A 19,149-nucleotide genomic window follows, 5' to 3' on the forward strand; every position below is an offset into this window, starting at 1 on the left:
ATGGTGGCCAAACATATAGAGGCTCTGGAGCGTCATCTTGGCACGCGCCTGCTCCATCGGACGACACGTCGTCAGAGCCTCACAGAAATAGGGAGTCTTTACTGCGAGCAATGTCATCTCGTCCTGAAGGCTGTCGAGCGTGCTGATAATCTTGCCGCCAACACGCTGGGCGAACCACGTGGTACACTTGCTGTCAGCGTACCAGTTACCTTCGGGCGGACCATGTTCCCCATGTTTCTACATAATTTTCGGAAGAAATTCCCGAAGGTACGATTACAAGTATCCCTTACGGATCAACTGGTTCATCCGACGCTGGATGGCCATGAAGCTGTCATTCGTATTGGCGAGCCAGATCCCGATCTTACGGTCGTCAGTCGCCCTCTGGCCTCATATTCCCTCACGGTCTGCGCAGCGCCTGCCTATCTCGAAAAATTTGGCGCTCCGGACAGTCCTGAGGAACTCGCCCGGCATCAGTGTCTTGTCTACGAAAACTCTGCAAATTCTGTACGAACAGCATGGCACTTTATACGAAAGACCTGCACACGATCTGTCATGGTTTCTGGCACTGTGACGTCCAACGACTGGGGCTTTCTATTGGCCCTCACCTTGTCAGGAGAGGGCATAGTATTGGGTTCTGAACAGGCCTTGAAGCCCGAACTTGATTCTGGCCGCCTTGTCCGCATTCTATCCCAGTGGAGAGTTCCTGGTCGCCCGATGCATCTGCTTTACAATGCCGGCCCTGCTATGACCCCAAAACTGCGGAGTTTCGTTATCGAAGTTCAAAACGCCTTTCCGCCATGACATCTGAGATATCCTACGATGCTCCGGCGCGTCGAAAGGTCCATGCTCTTCGACGGTACGCTCAAGCCCACACGGCAAGCTGCCAGCTGATTTCACAGTTTGAAAGATGCCCCTAACAGATTTCATCTCCACTCAAAGCCAGAAAATTCCGGATCCCAAAAGACAGACAATCTATTCATCGTAGTTTACTCACGAAATATCTGAGATGATCTGCAATAAAACTGGCTACAAAATAATAGCTGTGATCGTAATCAGGACGAAGATTCAGGATGAGTTCCTGCCCTGCATTCTGTGCGGCTTCCTGGAACAGTTCTGGCCTGAGCTGTTCTTTCAGAAACTGGTCCGCCAGACCCTGATCTATCAGAACAGGCAGTCTTTCCTTCGCTGTCCGCACAAGTTCAAGCGGGTCATAGGCTGCCCAACTGGCACGATCCGGCCCCAGATAAGCACTGAATGCTTTTTCACCCCATGGTACCTGCGTTGGTGCCACAATGGGTGAAAAGGCTGACACAGAACGATAGCGGCCAGGATTACGCAGCGCGATCATGATGGCGCCAAATCCACCCATCGAATGTCCCGCAATGCCTCGCTGCTGCGTAACCGGAAAGCTCGCCTCAATCAGCGCAGGAAGTTCCGTGACGACGTAATCATACATCCGATAATGCACAGCCCACGGCTCCTGCGTCGCATTGAGGTAAAATCCGGCACCCTGTCCAAGATCGTACGCATCGTCATCAGCCACACCCACGCCCCGTGGACTGGTATCCGACGCGACAATGGCGATGCCCAGTTCTGCGGCCACGCGTTGCGCGCCAGCCTTGCCAATGAAATTCTGCTCCGTACATGTCAGACCGGAGAGCCAGTAAAGAACGGGAACCTTTTCAGTTTTTGCCTGCGGCGGCAGGTAGATCGCGAAGTTTGCTTCCACACCCAACGACACGGACTTGTGTCGCCAGACTTCCTGCACGCCCCCAAAAGAGGCGTGTGTTTCCTTGCGTTCCATGGCTCTCACTGCCTTTTGCGCATGTCAGTTACCGTCCGTGAAGGTATAAGTGCAGATCTTGTTCCCTGCCGGATCCCGGAGATAGGCAGCGTAAGCGCCCGGTAAGTGGCTTCGCGGACCGGGTGCGCCTTCATCGGCTCCCCCATTGGCAAGACCTGCGGCATGAAAAGCCTCCACTTCGGCGGGTGTCGCTGCTGCAAAACCGATGGTGACACCGTTGCTTGAGGGCGCTTCACCGTTGCCTGGACGTGCAATGATGAAGGCTGGCTTTTCGCGGCCATACAGAATCCACCCATGCCCGAACGGCCCCAGGTTTTTTATGCCCAGAGCCGCAAGCGCGGCGTCATAGAATTTCGCGGATACCGCAGTATCCACTGCCCCAAGAAAAACATGAGAGAAAACACCGTCACCGGAAATAACTGCCATGATCGTTCTCCTGTAATTTCCAACCATTGGAAATGATGTTGCGCGGTGAGACGCAGACCTTAGAAATGAATGACGGAACGGATGGATTTTCCTTCATGCATCAGATCGAAGGCCGTATTGATGTCTTCGAGCGGCATGGTGTGGGTTACGAAAGGCGCAAGTTCGATATCGCCACGCATGGCATCTTCGACCATGCCGGGAAGCTGGCTGCGTCCCTTGACCCCACCGAAAGCCGAGCCGCGCCACGAACGCCCCGTCACAAGCTGGAAGGGACGGGTCGAAATTTCCTGACCGGCCCCTGCCACCCCGATGACGATCGACTGCCCCCACCCACGATGCGCGGCTTCTAACGCCGCGCGCATGACGTTGACGTTTCCGATACATTCAAATGTATGATCAATACCCCAGCCGGTCATTTCCACAAGAACCTGCTGAATCGGTTTGTCATAATCCTTGGGGTTGAGGAATTCCGTGGCGCCGAATGCTTTGGCAAGTTCAAACTTTTCCGGGTTGGTATCAATAGCGAAAATCCGGCCAGCCTTTGCCTGTCGCGCTCCCTGAATGACCGCGAGACCGATCCCGCCCAGACCGAAGACGGCAACCGTATCTCCCGGCTGCACCTTGGCCGTGTTGTGTACCGCACCAATCCCTGTGGTGACGCCACATCCCAACAGACAGACATGCTCTGGATTGGATGCGGGATTGATTTTTGCCAGAGAAACCTCGGCGACAACCGTGTATTCGCTGAACGTCGAACACCCCATGTAATGATGGATCGGCTGACCTTTGTAGGAGAAGCGTGTCGTGCCATCCGGCATCACGCCTTTACCCTGTGTGGCGCGCACTGAAATGCAGAGATTGGTTTTTCCCGACTTACAGAACAGACATTCACCGCATTCCGCCGTGTAAAGCGGAATGACATGGTCGCCGGGGGCAACGCTGGTGACCCCTTCTCCGACCTCGATGACAATTCCCGCGCCTTCGTGACCCAAAACGGCTGGGAACAGTCCCTCGGGATCATCCCCTGACAGGGTAAACGCATCAGTGTGGCACACACCCGTATGCGTGATCTGCACGAGCACCTCACCAGCACGAGGAGGCGCTACATCGATCTCGACAATCTCAAGGGGCTTACCCGCCTCGAAAGCAACTGCGGCCCGTGATTTCATGATTTTTTCTCCAAATAACCTATCAGCCAGCATCGAGGGCATTACCGGAGATAGGATCGAACGAGTGACACCACATTCTCGATCGAACCACTGGCAGCATCACGATCACCGGCACACTCAACAAATTCTTCCCGCAGGTGGCTTTCGAGAACACCGGCCATTAATCCGTTGATCGCTCCCCGGATAGCCGCCACCTGTTGCAGCACCGGACCGCAATCAGTTCCCTTCTCCAAAGCCTGTTCCAGCGCATCAAGTTGCCCGCGAATACGGCGCACGCGGGTCAGAACGCGCTTTTTCTCAGCCGGTGTGTGCGGCACGAACGCTTACTCCCGAATATACTACCCTTGAGTATCCTTTTCATACTATGGGGCAGTATGTAAGGGATATAAGGAACGTGCTTGTCATATGATCCGATCACAATTCCGTATTGCTGAAATTTTCACCATAACGTCCATGGGTTGCCTGTCTGTGTCTTGGGATCATTCAATAGGTGCAATCAGTGAGATCCAGACAATCTCTGCAACGAGGCTTTGAAGCGCTGATGTCCGCTATTTGGCAAACAACCTTGTGGTCCAAACGACCGAGATGAGGCGTAAGCTGCCATCCTACTTTTGATAAATGTCATTATCAGAGGTAGCGATGCGCGACGGATTTCTACGTCAAACCTGCCGATCAAAGAAATGGTCCATACACTACAAAGAGGACACTTCCGGTAGAGCTGCTCCTTCTTTCACATCAAACGCCCAAACACGAAATTCCTGACAGGTCCGTTTTACGCCACTCGGGAGGACCTTACTCCATCGCCATGTAACTTACATACCTCGGTCTCCGCCAATCCCGGTGCGATTCAATTCATAAATCAAGGCGTACATTGATTTTTATTCAATACCCCAAACCAAGAAACGAATGGAACTGTCTGCCCATCAATGGTTGTTATTTTTTGCACGGTAACTGCCACAGCATTGTCTTCTTTGGTTGCATTATATCCAGCCACTATATACCAGTTTCCTGCAGGAAGATTATTAAAATTAAAATGCCCTCTCGATGGGCAAGTATTAGGGCCATCTGCAGGGCACGAAATATGAGGAATAAATGGCATAACCGAAGATTCAACCCATCGGGGATCATTCAATGTATGATAGCTATGCAACAAGTAGTAATGTTTCATTTTTTCTGAAAGATTATACATATAATCATTTTCGGGAAGAAGGTCTATTGTAAAATTTCGAGAAGGGTTATCGTGATATGAACTTTCTATTGGATAAGAATCATATGTTCCATTAGGAACTTGATAGTTATGATATTTTTCAAAATATCCTCCACTAACACATCCTTTAATAGAAGCACTCCCTTTTTTCTTTGCCCATGATACTTCATTTATATTTAATGGTATTTTTGGTGGCGTAGGCTGCACACAACCAAAAAGAAGAAGCGACGAAGATATTGCAAAAAACAATCCTTTAACATTGTTATTTTTTGTCATTTTCTATCCTTTCTTGATCTGTCAAATTTTTATTGCTTGGCATTGCCTTTACCGCATTTGACTCGTTGTACGCAGCCTTGACCGACTTTTCGAAACTATTCGTTAGGGACAAAATCTCGCCCGCTTCATTCGTATCAAAATCATTACTGATCGCATGGTTTGCAGTTGATGGATCACGGGACACGACACCTGACGTAGATCCGGAATTAATTGTGATATTTGACCCAATAGAAGAGAGGCTGTTCGATGAAGTCATACCAATTACTGGTGCCGCAAATCCGCTTACATTAGCTCCTCCATCAAAAGTTTTTCTTTTTGTATTTTCTATTCCTTGATCCGGTCCTGTATTCCCTCCACTCCCCAGATTACCGTATGAGATACTGGCAGATGCGCCGGCATATTCTGATTTATTCTGTTCATCATTCGCCGTCAGGCTACCCGTTGTAACCATGTTGCCGGATGCCGCCGTGCTTTCCATGACGCCGGCATTGAGGGTCGTGCTGCTGGCAACATCGACATCAAGGCCGCCCTGACCTGCATAAAGCCCGGAAAGGCCACTGGCTTCCGTCGAGGCGTAAGTGTCAGACAGAACCCCTGCCGAGGCATTGACCGAAAAACCCATCTCCCCGCCCGTGCCATAGACGGGAACGGCAAAGCTGAAGCCTGCGCTCTCATTCGTGCTGAGATAGCTTGCCGTATTCTGTGCCGAGGTAATATTCAGGTTACCCGCCGCCACATCTACGGAACCACCGGATACCCTGGCCCCGTCCAGCGTGGTCGTCCCCGCCCCATTATCGATGCTCACATTCTGCGCACCCGTGACCGTCGTATCTACCTGTGTCGTGCTTTGTGAATTCGTGTGGGAATGGGAGGCACTGAGTTGCCCCGTAACACTGACCCCCCACTGCAGATTGGCGTTCAGCGAGGCCGTCGCGCCGACAAAAGCGGACAGGGCCGTCTGGCTGGTAGTCGTATGCGTGGTGTCCTGTCCCGACTGGAGCTGGATATTGCCCGGCGCCGCCAGCGTGACACTCTCACCTGACAGGCTCGCGGCCGTGGCGATGATATCCCCGGCATTGCTGTCTGTCGCAGGCTGCGCCCCGGTCGCAGTCATGGTCAGTCCATCGCCAGCTTCTGCTTCAGATCCCTTTGCCGTGGTCGAAATAGTTTCGGATGTCTTGCTGTCATGCTCGAATCCGACTTCCGCCTGTACTCCTACCAATTCTATGTTGGATTTCGTTACGTCTGATGTTGTCGCGGCCAGCTTGGTATCCACGAGCGTGGCCACAGTCTTCCCGATACTGACGCCGCTCTCCGCAGTTGACAGGGCATCCAGTGACTGGGTCGCCATGTCCTTGTCGCTGGCAGTCTGGGCCGCCGACAGGGCCAGATTGGCGGCCTGTCCGACAAGGGAGGTATCCGACAGTCCGACCTGCACGCCAATGAACTTGAAATCGCTGGTCTGCTTCGTGCTGGATACATCAGACAGTGCGTTGAGCAGGACAGAGGATCCGGTTACGTTCAGATCCTTCGCGGCAACAAGATCAGAAGCGTTGATGACTACTGGGCCGCCGCCGGTAGCAGACAGGGTGCCCCCAGTCGCCACAATCATGCTCGGAGTCCAGGTCGTGCTGCTGTCACTGACGCTTTCTTTGGAAGATCCGAACCCAACCCTAGCCTTGGCACCGTCAGTATCAAAATAAAATCCTTTACTTTCCTTATCGTAATATGACTGCGCCGTGCTCTGGAGCGCATTCTCCGTAAGACTGCCACCTGCCTGAAGCGTGACATTGCCGCCGCCTGCGACAGTGCCCGCCACGGACATGTCCTTGCCCGAGACCATGGTGACATTGCCATTGGCCGCCACCGTGCTGCCGACCTGGTCGGTGGAACTCTCGCTCGAGGTCGTGGTGGTCCTGTTCAGGAAGCCGTGCTCGACGGTGCGGGTATAGGAGGACTGGCTGTCGGTGACCGCGTTGAGGTTCACGTTGCCCGTCGCCATCAGCGTGGCCGACTTCCCGGCCGCGACCGTGGCGCCCGCCAGGGTGAGGTCGCCGCCGAGGGCGGCCGCCGTCAGGTTCCCGCCCGTGCTGACCGACGCCCCAAAATTCTCCGTCTCGGCCGCGCGGTGGCTGTAATCATGCTGCTCGATGTCCTGCGACGCGCTCGCCGCAACCGAACCCAGCGTGATCCCCTGCCCTGCCACAAGCGTGGTATCGCCCAGCGCGCTGAGCGACCCGCCATCAAACGTGATGTCCTTCGCCGCATGGATCTGCGCATCGCCCCCCGAGGTGATGGTGCCCTGCGCGCCCAGTGACTGCGCCTTCCCGCCATCGACCATGAAGGTATTGAGCTGGTCCTCGTTGACGACCGAGCCGTTCAGCGCCGCCAGCGCCACGCTGCCGCCCGACAGCGTCCCGCCGGCATTGACGATATCCCCGCTGGTCGCGGTCAGCGACAGCGCGTTGCTGGCGTTGATCGTGCCGGTATTGTTGATGCTCGAGCCGGTCAGCGACACGTTGGTCGCCGAGATCTCCGCCCCGTCCGTAAGCGTCGCCTGGCCTGGGGCCAGATACAGCTTCGGCGCCAGCACACTGCGCCCGTCCACCGTCTCGGGCACATACCAGACAATGTTCTGCGTCAGCGCCGCCTGCTGGCTGGCCGTCAGCGCTGCGCCAAAGGTCAGGTCAAGCGCATTGGATTCCGAGACCGCGTTGTTGAGCAGCAGTTCCATCTGCTCGTTGGCCGTCTCGTAGCTGCTGCCAAGGAAGGTCTGGCCCGTCGACGCCACGATCTGCTGCTGGATGAACTCCGTATCGAAATACGAATCCCCCAGGAACTCGTAATCCGCCGTGTTGTCGCCCAGCCGGTTGACCAGGTATTGCGAGCCATAGAAGCCGCTGAAGGTCGCGTATTTCGGGTTGGTCTCGATCAGGTAATGCGCGCTGGGGTCCGGATCGGCGATGAACAGCGCGCTGCCGCCCGGAATGGCCGAGATCACCGTCGGGATGGTCGGGTCGCTGCTGGTGGCAAATCCCGGCAGCGTCATCGCGGCTTCCTGGGCCGTCGCCGACGCCTTCACCTGCGCGGTCTCGACCCCCTGATAGGCCAGGGTGCCGCCCGTGGTGGCGGGCGCCGCCGCACTGCTCCGCGTGCCGGCCGCCCCCGCGACCCCGGTGCTGACATCCGCCAGGGCCGCCGTCGCCCCGCCGTTCAGCGCGGCGTCAGCCGCAACCCCGGACGCAGACGAAGCGGCAGCCACCGGAGACAGGCCGCCCGGCGTCTCGCCGGTATAGCTGGTATATTCACTGGAACTCGCGTTGGCGATTTCCGTCTGGTTGTTGATCGTGCCCGTGAAGGTGCCCGTGATATTGTCTTTTGCAACGATGGTGCCGGTCGGGCCGTAATAGGTCTCGCTCGAACCCCATTTTTCCTTGGGCTGCGGAGCGGCCGTCCAGTAATGGCCGACCGTAATGAGGCCAAACTTCTTCTTGTGCCTTACGGCCGACGTCGACCCGCCCTTGAAGGCCGGGTCGGACTGACTGGTCCAGCTACAGCCGTAGAAGGCCTTGCAGGTTACATAGAAAGCATGCTGGACGGCGTAGCCGATATTGTCGAGGCTGCCCCCGCTGAGATTGATGTCGCGCCCCGCCGCGATATGGCTGGCATCGTTGATGATGCCACCTGTGGTTGTAATATCCACATCACGCCCGGCCGAGATCAGGGAGGCGGCGTTGTTGAGCGTGGCACGACCACCATCTTCCTGCACATAGATCGTGCCGCCCTGGGAATGACCGACAAGCTGGCCCGTGCCCTGTGCGCCGGTCACGGTATCCAGCAGGCCTGCCGGCACGGGAATATCGACATTGCTGCCGCCCGCGTAACTATGGCTCCACAGGACGGCATTGGCGACGACCGTCACCCCGCCCAGGACATCATTGGTGACCGTGCCAGCGTTGATCAGGACATCCCCGCTGGCGCTGTCAGCCACGATCTCGCCGGAGCGGTTGAACACGGCGGTGGCCGCCCCGCTGGCGCCATTGCCGATCCCGATCGACCCGTTATCCGAAAGGATGGCCCCAAGCTGGTTGGTCAGGGTGCCGGGCAGGTCCAGGGCCACACCGGCCACACCATCAATGAGGCCGGTATTGGTGATCGCCCCGCCCGAGGAGACGTCCAGGACGCCGCCTTCGGCCATCAGGGCGCCGTTATTGGTGACCGATGCCGCCGTGATGGTGACGTTGCCCCCGGCCAGCACGCCGCCACCGGCCTCGGCCGTGTAGTCGCCCCCGACCCGCAGCAGCGTGTCGCCCCCGGACTGGAACAGCATGCCACTGTCGAGGTCCCCCGTGAGCGTCACGGCCAGCGTGTTCCCTGCGACCAGCTGCGCAGCACCACCGAGCGAGGTCGTATCAAGCGATAGATTGCCCGCCGCCTGCACCACGCCGTCCGTATCGCTGAACCCGGTCATCGCGCTGCCGCCAGCATTTGCAAGCGACAGGGTATTCTGGCCGGAGCGTTCGATCACGCTGCCGCCGTCATTGTCCAGCCCGTTCGCCACCAGGGTCAGGTTGCCCCATGACTGCAGCGTGCCGCCCGCGTTATTGATGCTGGCGGCCGCCTGCGTGCCGCCGGCGGAGAGCAGCAGGCTGCCATCGGCCGCGTTGACCAGGCCGCCCGACCCGTTGGTCAGGCTGTCGGCAACCAGCGTGATATCCTGGCCCGCCTGCAGCGCGCCACCGTCATTGGCAAGCTGCGCCATCGCGCCGCCGCCTGCATTGCGGACATCCAGCGTGCCGCCGGTGCTGACGATCCGGCCGGCGCTGGTGTTATCGAGCGCCGCCGCCGCCAGCGCGACATTGCCCGCGCCCTGGATCGCACCGCCTTCATTGCCCACTGCGCCGGTCGTGGTGACGCTCACGGCGCCCGCACCCGAGATGACCGCGCCGGATGTGTTGGTCAGGCTGGCCCCCGAAAGGGCGACCGCGCCATTGCCCCCGATCCGTCCATCGGTATCGTCGATCGCGCCGCCACTCTTCAGGGTCACGCCCTGCGTGCCGTAGACCAGGCCGGAATTCGACACGGAGCCGGACAGGGTCGCGTTCATCTGGTCGGACGCCACCAGCGTCCCGGTATTGGCAAGGGAGGCCGCGTTGAGGTCCACCAGGCCAGCCAGCGCACCGATCTCGCCGCTATTGGTCACGCCCTGCGCCGCAAGGGTGACATCGCCCTGCGAGACGAGCGTGCCGCCATTGGCCAGGGCCACCTGCGTCGTGACGTCGAGGGTGGCGCCACGGCCTTCGGCCTCGATCCGCCCGGCATTGGACAGGCCATCACCGCTGCCCGTTCCGGTCAGGACGAGGGAGAGCACGCCGTTTTCGGTCGCCATCAACCCGCTGGAAGCGGTCGTCAGGCCAGCGGCCGTAAGGCCCAGCCCCTGCCCGCCCACCAGCGTGCCCGCAACAGCCATGTCGCCCGCCGCCACCACGGACAGGCCCTGACCGGCACTCATGACGCCCGTGGCATCATCGGACCAGGTCCCCGTCACCAGCGACAGGTTCCCGGCCGCCTTGACCGCGCCACCGGCGTTCGAGAAAGCCAGGGCGGATGCGGGCGCGCTGTCGGCATCCAGCGCGATGTTGCCATCGAGTGCGAGGATGCGGCCATTGTCATTGCCGATCGTGCCGGCCGCGATCGAGACACTCCCGGCCGCCTGGATGATGCCGCCCGACGTGTTGTCCAGTGTCGCCATCAATGTGGCGGGAGACCCTGCGGAGAGCGTGACGTTGCCGCCCACGCTGACCAGGGTGCCGGCGGTGTTGGCGAGGCTGGCCGCCGCAATGGTCAGGTTGCCACCCGCCTGCACCGCGCCGCCGCGGTTATCAAGGGCGGTCAGCGGCGTCGTGGCATCGCCATTGCGGATCCCGATGGCGCCTCCCGCGAGGATCGTGCCGGCTTCGTTATCGAGGCCTGTGGCGGAAAGCGCGAGGCTGGTCCCGGCCTGGATCGTACCATTGTCATTGGCGACCTGTGCCGCCGTCAGGGCCAGCGCGCCCGCAGCCCCCGTGCCGATGGTCCCGCCCTGATTGGACGTTGTGCCCCCTGACCCAAGCGTCAGTCCGGTCGCACCATACAGCGTGCCGGTATTGATCAGGTCATCCGTCGTGGACACGTCAAGCCCTGCCGCAGTCGCGATCAGGCCGCTATTGGTCAGACCTGCCGCCGAAAGCGCGCTACTACCGGCAAGTGAGGCGATCTCACCGCTATTGAGCAGGAGGCCGTCGGCGTCGACGCTCTGGTTCCCCTGCGAGATGATCGTACCCGTGTTGGCGAGCGACGTCGCATCAACCTTCAGGACACCGGCGACATCCGCGTCCTCGATGGCGCCAGCGTTGGACAGGGCGGGCGATGCCGCATTCCCATGGACGGCAATCATCGTGTCACCGGCGAGGGCGCCAATGGTGCCCTTCGCGCCATTGACCAGGCTGGCCGCCGAAAGGCTTAGCCCGTCACCCGCCGTAATCGCCCCTTCGTTATCGGCCGCCCCCGTGACCGACAGGTCAAGCGCGGTTCCTGCCTGAAGGGCAGCCGATGTGTCACTGGCATACTGGCCGGTCGCAAGCGTCAGCGCGCCACCCGCCTGGACCGCGCCATCCGTATTGGTGAACAGCCCCTGCCCCGACCCGTTATCGGTGATGGCAACAGAACCGGTTTTCCCGACCAGGCCACCGGATGTATTGTCAACGCTCACCGCGCTGATCGTGAGGTCATTGCTGGCCTCGACCAGGCCCGATGCGTTCGTCAGGTGGTCAAGGGCCGCACCCGTCGCATCGCGGGCAAGGGTGACGGATGTCCCGCCCAGCACTGTCCCGCCGGTATTGTCGAGCGCGGTCGTCACGATGGACATGAGGGCGGCTGCCTGCAGCCAGCCGTTATTATTGGCGACACTGGCGGCATCGATGTTCAGGCCACCATCCGTCGCGATGATTTTGCCCCCGGTATTGTCGAGGCTGGCGGCGGCAAGCTGCACCACGCCCGTATCACTGCCAAGCTGCCCGCCCCTGTTGGACAGGGCGCCACCCGCCGCAAGGCTCAGGCCGCCTGCCCCATATAATGTACCCGTATTGGTCACCGTACCGGCCGTGCGCACGCCAAGCGTGCCGGCGGCAAGGATGCTGTCACTGTTGGCCAGCGTGGCGGCGTCGATCGTCAGGCTGCCCGATGCCGACTGGGATTTTATGACCCCCGTATTGGCCAGGCCACCAGTCCCCGCCGCGTTGAGGGTAAGGTTGCCCGCGGTTGCAAGCAGCAGGGCGGATGCTCCGTTGGCGATGTGGTCCGCCGTCACGGTCACGCCCGTGCCGCCACCCAGCGTGCCTTCGTTATCGACCGCCCCCGTGGCGGTGACGGCAAGGGCCTGCTGCGCCGTCAGCGAAGCCGTGGTGTCGGATGTATAGCTGGCCAGTGCAGCAGTCAGGCTGCCCCCGGCCTGGATGGCCCCGCCATTATTGGTGACGGCCTGCGCTGACAGCGTCATGTCACCCGACTGGTCGAGGATCTTCCCGCCCGTATTATCCAGCGCCCCCACGGCGGCAATCGAGGCCAGACCGGTCGTGCTCGATATCTGGCCACCGGCATTGGACAGCGTGCTGGCGCTGGCCAGCGTCAGCCCCGCCTGGGCTGCGATCGTGCCGGTATTGGCGAGCGACCCTGCCCGGGCGGACAGGGCGCCACCGGATGCGCCGATGCCGCCACTGTTATCGAGCGCACCGGTCGCAGAAAGCGACAGCGCGCCAGCCCCGGCCGTCACCGTCCCGCTATTGCCGATCGCAGCCGCCCGGGCGGCCAGGGTCGTACCGCCGCCAATGGTCCCGCTGTTATTCAGGGCGCCGCCTGCCGCCAGCTGCATCCCGCCACCTGACTGCAGCGTCCCGGCATTGCTGACCTGCCCGCCCACCTGCGCCTGCAGGTTGCCCGAAGCCGCCATGGAACCGTTGAGCACAAGGTCGCCGGCATCGGTCAGCGTCATGTCGCCTGCATTGGCCGCCATGGTGCCGTCAACCCGCACGCCGGCGCCGGCCTCGTTGACCACCATGTAGATCCGGTTGGCGTACATCCCGCCAAGGGCCGCCGTATCAATCGCGAATTCCGGTGCGGCCGTGCCGTCGGACGCCAGCGGATGGGCCGCGTTGGTGCCGTAATCGACCCGGTTGCGCCCGGCCACGATAGTGGCCGTCTCCGCATTGACCTGCGCCTTGAGCGTCACCGAGCGCGACAGGATGTCGAGCACCGGCACGGTGGTGAAGTCTCCGCCCTTCCCCTCGAAGGTGATGTTGCCGCCCCGGACGACGATATCCTTCAGGTTGCCGCTGGCATCCATCTCCGGCGTGCCGGTGGCAAGGGTCACATGGGCGGTGTTGATGAACCCGCATCCCGCACAGGTGATGCCGTTGGGGTTGGCCACCACCACCGAGGCCTGGTGCCCCGCCACTTCCGTATAGCCCAGCATCTGTGTCGGCAGGGTGCCGGTCACCTCGTTGAGGATCAGGCTGGCGGCATGGCCGTCAAGATTGGTGTTGCCATACACCACGCCCCCGATCTTCGTCTCGGTCGCCGTGGTGGCGTTGTTCAGGATCACACCGCTTTCGGGCACGCCATACTGGATGAAGTCATTATGCGACACGCCCGCCGCGTTGGGGGTGGCGATATTGACCTGGTCGATGCCGTTCTGGGTCTTGTCCAGCGTCGGCTCGGGGCCGCCGGCATGGGGATCGACCACGATCTGCGGCTCCGCCTGCTGGGCGGATGCGGCGGACACGGTCGAGGCCAGGAACAGGGAGACGGCGGCAAAGACATGCACGCAGCGCTGAAGACGTGACGGACCCGGAATGATATCGGGTGCGGCAACCCTGCGGGGCGTCTTCATCATATCTTCGCTCCAACCTGAAACAGCGGGATCAGCCCTTCCGAGGGAAGCGGGCCGGTATACATGGAATGGGTCAGGGAGACGTTCCAGAAGAACGGCCCCGTGGTCTTGCGCAGCCCCAGGCCACCGCCCGCCATCTCGCCGCCCTTCAGCGCAGGCGGCGTGGAGGAGGAGGCAAAACCCGCGCGCACGACGCCGACATCAAGGGCGGCGTAAAGCTGGGTGCCCTCGATGACCTGGTGGCAGATGAAGGCGAACTTCCCGCACTTCAGGCCCTTTGTGGGCAGCTGCCACGAGAAGTCGTTGCGCATGTAGCCGCCGTCATTGCCCAGCAGGACCTGCTCGAGGAAGCCGCGCACCGAATAGGGGCCACCCACCTGCAGTTCATTAGTGGGAAACTGGTCGCGCGTGCTGTATTCGCCGTGCAGCGTGGTATGCCACAGCACGCCGCGCGCAAGCGGCTTGTAGCCGTCAATGTCGAGCGAGGGCTTGAGGTAGGAGGAATGCGGGTCCTGCCAGCCTGGACGGATGAAGTTCGACCACGTGCCCGCGCCATCCACCGCGACCTTGAGGCCACCGGTGATGTACCACACCCCGCCCCAGCCCTTGAGCGATTCACTGACCTGCACGTTGACGAAGGCCTGCCGCGCCGTCTCGGTGTCGATCACCGTATGGTTGATCTCCGAGCCGAACGACTTGCGCTCGTAGCTGGCCTGGAAGGTGGTCACGCCGATACGGTTGCGCAGCAGCACGCGCGAGATGCCCAGCCGCCAGTCCCGTCGGCCGCCGCCAAGGTGGTAGATGTCGCTGAGTGTTGCGAGCGGATAGTCATCCTGCGAGCGCCACCACGACCCGAACACGGTCCAGTAGCCGAACGGGATCGACCCGTTGACCGACAGGTAGGACGTGCCGCGCTGCCCGGCATGGCCGACAAGCGAATGGTCGTATTCCACTGACCACAAATCCAGCAGCCCCAGCGGGTTTTCCGCCGTGAGCATGGCATGGCCCGTCTCCTGGCCGGTGATCTGCTGGCCGTAATTGTCGAACCAGACCTGGCCGTGCAGCACGCCCCGCTTGGGCGCAGTCACCACCACGGTGGACGCCCCCGCCCTGCCGCCGGGGGCGATGCGCATGCGCGCGCCCCAGTGGCTCAGCCGGTTCATGTCCTCGATCCCCTGTTCCAGGTCCCGCAGGTTGAGGATCTTCCCGTGCAGCCCGGGGAAGGCCATGACGGTCGCCAGCCGGGCCGGGCGGCCCTGTAACTGGATACCCGCCAGTTTCCCTTCGATCACCACGATCCGCAGGTGCCCGCTGGAAAGCTTCTGCTCGGGCAGGTAGGCCCGCGAGGTGATGAAACCCTGGCGGATATAGGCGGCATTGAGCGCGTTGATCAGTCCGTTGAGATCGCGCACCGACATGCAGGTGCCGACATGGGGACCGGTGATCGCATCGCTCAAAGCGCGCGAGAGGTGCTGCGCACCTTCGACCGTGATGTCATGCACCGTAACACAGGTTTTTGATGCCTGTGGCAGGGCGGACGGCCTCTGGATCTGGATGTCGTTTGACGGTGGCGGCAGCGCGTCAAGCTGCTCCTGGTGCTGCTCGAAGCGCTGGAACTGGTCCTGCGACGAGCCCGGCCCCGCCGGCATCACGCCGCCGGGCAGGCCCGGCACCTGGGCCATTGCCACACCGGGCAGCGCCATCATGGCCGCCGCCGCCCCAACCTGCCAGCGCATCACGCGCATTCCGGACTATGCGGCCGGCTTCAGGCAGGCGCTTTCTGGCTGGACCAGGTCTCGATTGCGCCAAAGGCGTCGGAGAAATGGCTCATGTCATAATTGATCGTCACCGTGCCGCCGCCCTGCGCGGGCACGCGGCTGACGCGGATGTGGCCGGTCCTGCCCGCCTTCAGTGCCGTGATCATGGCGGGCGTCGCCTGCAGCGTCGACAGGCAACCCGATGCGTTGCACACCAGATAGGGCAGGCTGACCGGCTTGCCGTTATCCATCGACAGGGTGGCAGGCTTCGTGAGGTCGAAGCCCAGCGGGGTCATGATGCTCAGCTCGTAGGGGCGCGCGGTGATCGCCACCCTGTCGGTCGCGGCCCGGGCGACGATCACCATGCCCAGCGGCACGGCCTTGCCCTGCTGCTGCATGCTCAGCTGCTGGGCCGCCACGCACAGCGAAGCCGCGCGTGTCGCGGGCGCATAGGTGCAGTTGGCCTGCCAGGCGCCAAAAGCCTGCTGCGTGGTGATCGGCGAAGGCTGGGCCGGGGCCTGCGGAGAAGCAGAGGCCCCTTTTGCGGGCGATGGCGCGGCAGACGGGGCCGGGACCGCTGCCGTTCCCGCAGCATGGGATACGCCCGTCAGGGAAGCAGAAAAAAGAAAAGCACAAGCCACGGCCCTGAACTGCATCAGTAACCTCCCGAACGGTCAGCCTGACCGGCGATGACCGGTCGGTCCTGTATTGAATGGAACGTCGCCTTTAAAACGACATATTTCGTCATTCATGGATACAGTTTGACATGGAAGGCAGCAACAGAAGAATTCATTCAACTAGCGGTTGAATAACGGCATACCTCATACATTTTATGTGGAAATATCCTGATACAACCAACAAATATGCACTGTATTCGTCTATACAATACATAATGTATAATAGTTATTTATTTTTGGTCTGAAATTTTCATTTCCAAAGACAGTCATCGTGGCAGCCAGACCGCAGCGCAGCTGCTCTCCGCTTTTTCTTGCCGATCTGCCCAAAATAAACTAAGTTTGTATGACCAAGTCAATGAGGGATGCCATGCGTGTCGTCAATATCCATGAAGCCAAGACCCACCTGTCCCGGCTGATCGATGCCGCCACAAAGGGTGAAAGCTTCATCATCGCCAGGGCCGGCAAGCCGGTTGTGCGGGTCAGCCCTGTCTGTGCCCCTGAGGAACAGCACAGGCAGCGTCTGGGCTTTCTGACTGGCAAAATCCAAGTCCCGGACGATTTTGATCATATGGGACACGAAGAGATCGGCGTGCTGTTCGACGGGCAGGCATGAGGCTTCTGCTCGATACCCACCTGCTCCTGTGGGCAGCCGGAAACCCGGGGAAACTCTCCGCCGATGCCCGGACATTCATGGAAGACCCTCTGAACATCCTGATGTTTAGCGCCGCAAGCCTGTGGGAAGTCACGATCAAGGCCGGGCTTGGCCGGGCAGACTTCCAGGTTGATCCGCATCTGTTGCGTCGTGGCCTCATCGAGAACGGGTATGAAGACCTCCCCGTCACCAGTCAGCATGCCGTGGCAGTTGGACAGCTTCCCGATATTCATCGCGACCCTTTTGACCGTATCCTTGTCGCCCAGGCCACGGTCGAAGGGCTCCTCCTCCTGACCCATGATCCACTCGTGCAGTCCTATCCAGGCCCCATCAGGGCCGTCTAAAAAGAGCAGCAGCACTCTCTTCTCCTTTCCTGTGACCGCTACCGGGAGCCTGGGCGGGTGGTGCTGCCAGACAGCATGTGGTATTTTGAAAGAGGCGCGTAGAAACGCCTTTTCCAAAAGGGCGGCCTCCTTGTCGGGTGGCCTGCCCAATACAACACCCGGACTATGTCCAGCGGTGAACAGGGAGACCTGTCTGCCGTAGTGGAAATAGGCAGGGCGTGCTTTTGCCCTTTTGGAACACGTTTCTACCCGCCCGACGCCAGGGCGGGCAGGAGGCGTGTGCCTGATTGCCCGCTTTCCCGGCTGTCGTCACAGGACAGGCGTGAAAAAAGGACGGACAGATGGCAGGTTCAGGAATAAAGCAGGCCCGTGACCTTGAGATCATGGATACAGACGCCATGACGGTAGCCCTCCTGCGCGAATACGGACTACCTGGCGCCAGGGAACGGGCGCGCCATCACGTTGGCCGGTGTGTCGAGGCTGGCCTTGTGGATGACGCCGCCTTCTGGATGCGCGTCAGCAACCAGCTCGAAAACCTGGCCTCCTCGGACTATGGTCCCGGAAACCTTTTCACGCCTTCGGGGCAGATCAGCCCGACTGCCACGCGACTTGGCTGATGCACCTCACCTTGCGTACCGACTACGCCTTCCGCGTGCTGATCCATCTGGCCCGCCATGGACACACACAGAACCGCATAACGGTCCGGCACATCGCCGAGCGGCACAATATCTCCCATAACCATCTCGTGAAGGTCGTCAACGACTTGTGCCATCATGATCTCCTGGTGGGAACCCGGGGGCGGAATGGTGGCGTCAGCCTGGCCCGCTCCCCGAAAGACATCAATGTCGGGCATGTCATCCGCCTCATGGAAACCGAAGGTGAAGTCATGACCGGCTGTGCGCCGCTTCAGGGCAGACCCTGCATCCTGGCAGATGCCTGCCGTCTCCGTCACCTGACCAGACAGGCAACCGATGCTTTTATGGCCATCCTCGACGGCATGAGCGTGCATGATCTCCTGTCCTGACAGGACGCTTATGACCCATCCGGCCGGACGGTCAGGACACAGGACTGGTCCACCTTCGTCTCGTTGGCCGTTTTCTGGCAGCCAGCGATCCGGTCCCGACTGGCGTCCACAAGCCGGTTGGCCCGGACCATATGCCGCAGGCTTTCGGGATTGTCGGCCTCCATCATCAACGCACCAGATTCCCACCGATCCTGTCCGCCCACGATAAAGGAGGCCACCCGCGTCCCTAGTGACGATGGTAGGAGATAGGTCAAGGCAGGCGAGAACCCGATCCCGACAGCCAGACAGGCCAGCCCGACCTTCAGCACCCACCAGTTCTGACGGTCCTGGGTACGGGCCTGTCCGACAATGTCGGTCAGTTGCTGCCGCTCCACCTGAACCGCACGGATCGCGGTATGAAAGGCGGCCTGCATGTCCTGACAGACGGAAAGCCCTGCCTGTCGTACCCCCTGCCCATAGGCCTGCGGCGTCATCTTCAGCGTCGGACTGGCCTCGATCGCCTTCATGCGCGCGCCCACGTCGTTCAGGGCCTTGACCAGCCTGGCCAGGTCCGGCGTGTAGTCAGGCGGCCGGTTGTCCCGCCATGCCTGGGGCAGCGCTTCCACGCTGCGCCGGAGCACCGTCATTTCGGCGCACAGATCCTCAAAGGCGCGCGCGGCCGGATCCGTCTCGCTCATGATGGAAAGCCCCCTCATCCAGATTCAGTTTTCCGGCACGTCCAGACGATCATCATCCTGACCAGCCTCTTGCGTTCCGGCCCTTTCCTGCTTCCCGAAAAGCAGCCGCCTTCGCCCTTCTTCCATTGCCAGGAGCGTAAGCCTGTTTGGCCGACTGTCTGAAGCCGCGTTCTGAATAGTCCGTCGCAATCTTTCCGCATTACGCGGACT

General features: G+C 60.6%; 14 protein-coding genes. 5 read left to right on the plus strand and 9 right to left on the minus strand.

From position 1 onward, the window contains the following. Positions 1-801, plus strand: coding sequence for a LysR substrate-binding domain-containing protein (locus tag R5N89_RS16085; RefSeq protein WP_244192285.1), 801 nt, complete (start codon positions 1-3; stop codon positions 799-801). A 175-nt stretch (positions 802-976) separates the two neighbouring features. Here the strand turns inward: R5N89_RS16085 and fghA are convergent, their stop codons facing one another. The 8 genes from fghA to R5N89_RS16125 form a co-directional block, all read right to left on the minus strand. After that, positions 977-1,804, minus strand: coding sequence for an S-formylglutathione hydrolase (gene fghA, locus R5N89_RS16090; protein WP_039733239.1), 828 nt, complete (start codon positions 1,802-1,804; stop codon positions 977-979). 24 nt (positions 1,805-1,828) lie between these two features. Continuing rightward, on the minus strand, positions 1,829-2,230 hold the full coding sequence (locus R5N89_RS16095) for a VOC family protein (RefSeq protein ID WP_039733238.1): 402 nt from the start codon (positions 2,228-2,230) through the stop codon (positions 1,829-1,831). Positions 2,231-2,289: 59 nt separating this feature from the next. Next, entirely contained in the window at positions 2,290-3,399 is a 1,110-nt protein-coding gene (locus tag R5N89_RS16100) for an S-(hydroxymethyl)glutathione dehydrogenase/class III alcohol dehydrogenase (RefSeq protein ID WP_039733241.1), read from the minus strand. A 41-nt stretch (positions 3,400-3,440) separates the two neighbouring features. Next, positions 3,441-3,716: a formaldehyde-responsive transcriptional repressor FrmR gene (gene frmR / locus R5N89_RS16105; RefSeq protein WP_025829448.1), complete on the minus strand. Its 276-nt coding sequence runs from the start codon at positions 3,714-3,716 to the stop codon at positions 3,441-3,443. A 542-nt stretch (positions 3,717-4,258) separates the two neighbouring features. Beyond that, entirely contained in the window at positions 4,259-4,882 is a 624-nt protein-coding gene (locus tag R5N89_RS16110; RefSeq protein WP_146220231.1) for a carboxypeptidase regulatory-like domain-containing protein, read from the minus strand. Then, positions 4,869-13,811, minus strand: a complete 8,943-nt coding sequence (locus R5N89_RS16115) for a hemagglutinin repeat-containing protein (protein ID WP_110570052.1) — start codon at positions 13,809-13,811, stop codon at positions 4,869-4,871. Before R5N89_RS16115 ends, R5N89_RS16110 begins: the two co-directional genes overlap by 14 nt. Then, positions 13,808-15,544 carry a ShlB/FhaC/HecB family hemolysin secretion/activation protein gene (locus R5N89_RS16120; RefSeq protein ID WP_110570058.1) on the minus strand — a complete coding sequence of 579 codons (1,737 nt, stop codon included), beginning with the start codon at positions 15,542-15,544 and terminating at the stop codon, positions 13,808-13,810. Before R5N89_RS16120 ends, R5N89_RS16115 begins: the two co-directional genes overlap by 4 nt. Before the next feature lie 29 nt (positions 15,545-15,573). After that, a complete protein-coding gene (locus R5N89_RS16125) occupies positions 15,574-16,221 on the minus strand; it encodes an invasion associated locus B family protein (RefSeq protein WP_110570053.1) in 648 nt (215 codons plus the stop codon). A 388-nt stretch (positions 16,222-16,609) separates the two neighbouring features. On the opposite strand from R5N89_RS16125, the gene R5N89_RS16130 reads away from it, so the two are divergent. The 4 genes from R5N89_RS16130 to R5N89_RS16145 all read left to right on the plus strand — a co-directional run bounded on the left by R5N89_RS16130 (position 16,610) and on the right by R5N89_RS16145 (position 18,262). Then, on the plus strand, positions 16,610-16,855 hold the full coding sequence (locus tag R5N89_RS16130; protein WP_087609099.1) for a type II toxin-antitoxin system Phd/YefM family antitoxin: 246 nt from the start codon (positions 16,610-16,612) through the stop codon (positions 16,853-16,855). After that, positions 16,852-17,238: a type II toxin-antitoxin system VapC family toxin gene (locus R5N89_RS16135; RefSeq protein ID WP_110570054.1), complete on the plus strand. Its 387-nt coding sequence runs from the start codon at positions 16,852-16,854 to the stop codon at positions 17,236-17,238. Before R5N89_RS16130 ends, R5N89_RS16135 begins: the two co-directional genes overlap by 4 nt. 398 nt (positions 17,239-17,636) lie before the next feature. Beyond that, complete coding sequence (locus tag R5N89_RS16140) at positions 17,637-17,855, plus strand: hypothetical protein (protein ID WP_167400907.1); 219 nt, start codon at positions 17,637-17,639, stop codon at positions 17,853-17,855. Between the two features lie 11 nt (positions 17,856-17,866). Then, positions 17,867-18,262: an Rrf2 family transcriptional regulator gene (locus tag R5N89_RS16145; protein WP_235720939.1), complete on the plus strand. Its 396-nt coding sequence runs from the start codon at positions 17,867-17,869 to the stop codon at positions 18,260-18,262. Between the two features lie 8 nt (positions 18,263-18,270). Here the strand turns inward: R5N89_RS16145 and R5N89_RS16150 are convergent, their stop codons facing one another. Then, positions 18,271-18,939 carry a DUF6118 family protein gene (locus R5N89_RS16150; protein ID WP_110570059.1) on the minus strand — a complete coding sequence of 223 codons (669 nt, stop codon included), beginning with the start codon at positions 18,937-18,939 and terminating at the stop codon, positions 18,271-18,273. Positions 18,940-19,149 lie beyond the last annotated feature (210 nt).

This window comes from Komagataeibacter sucrofermentans DSM 15973 (assembly GCF_040581405.1).
GTDB lineage: Bacteria > Pseudomonadota > Alphaproteobacteria > Acetobacterales > Acetobacteraceae > Komagataeibacter > Komagataeibacter sucrofermentans.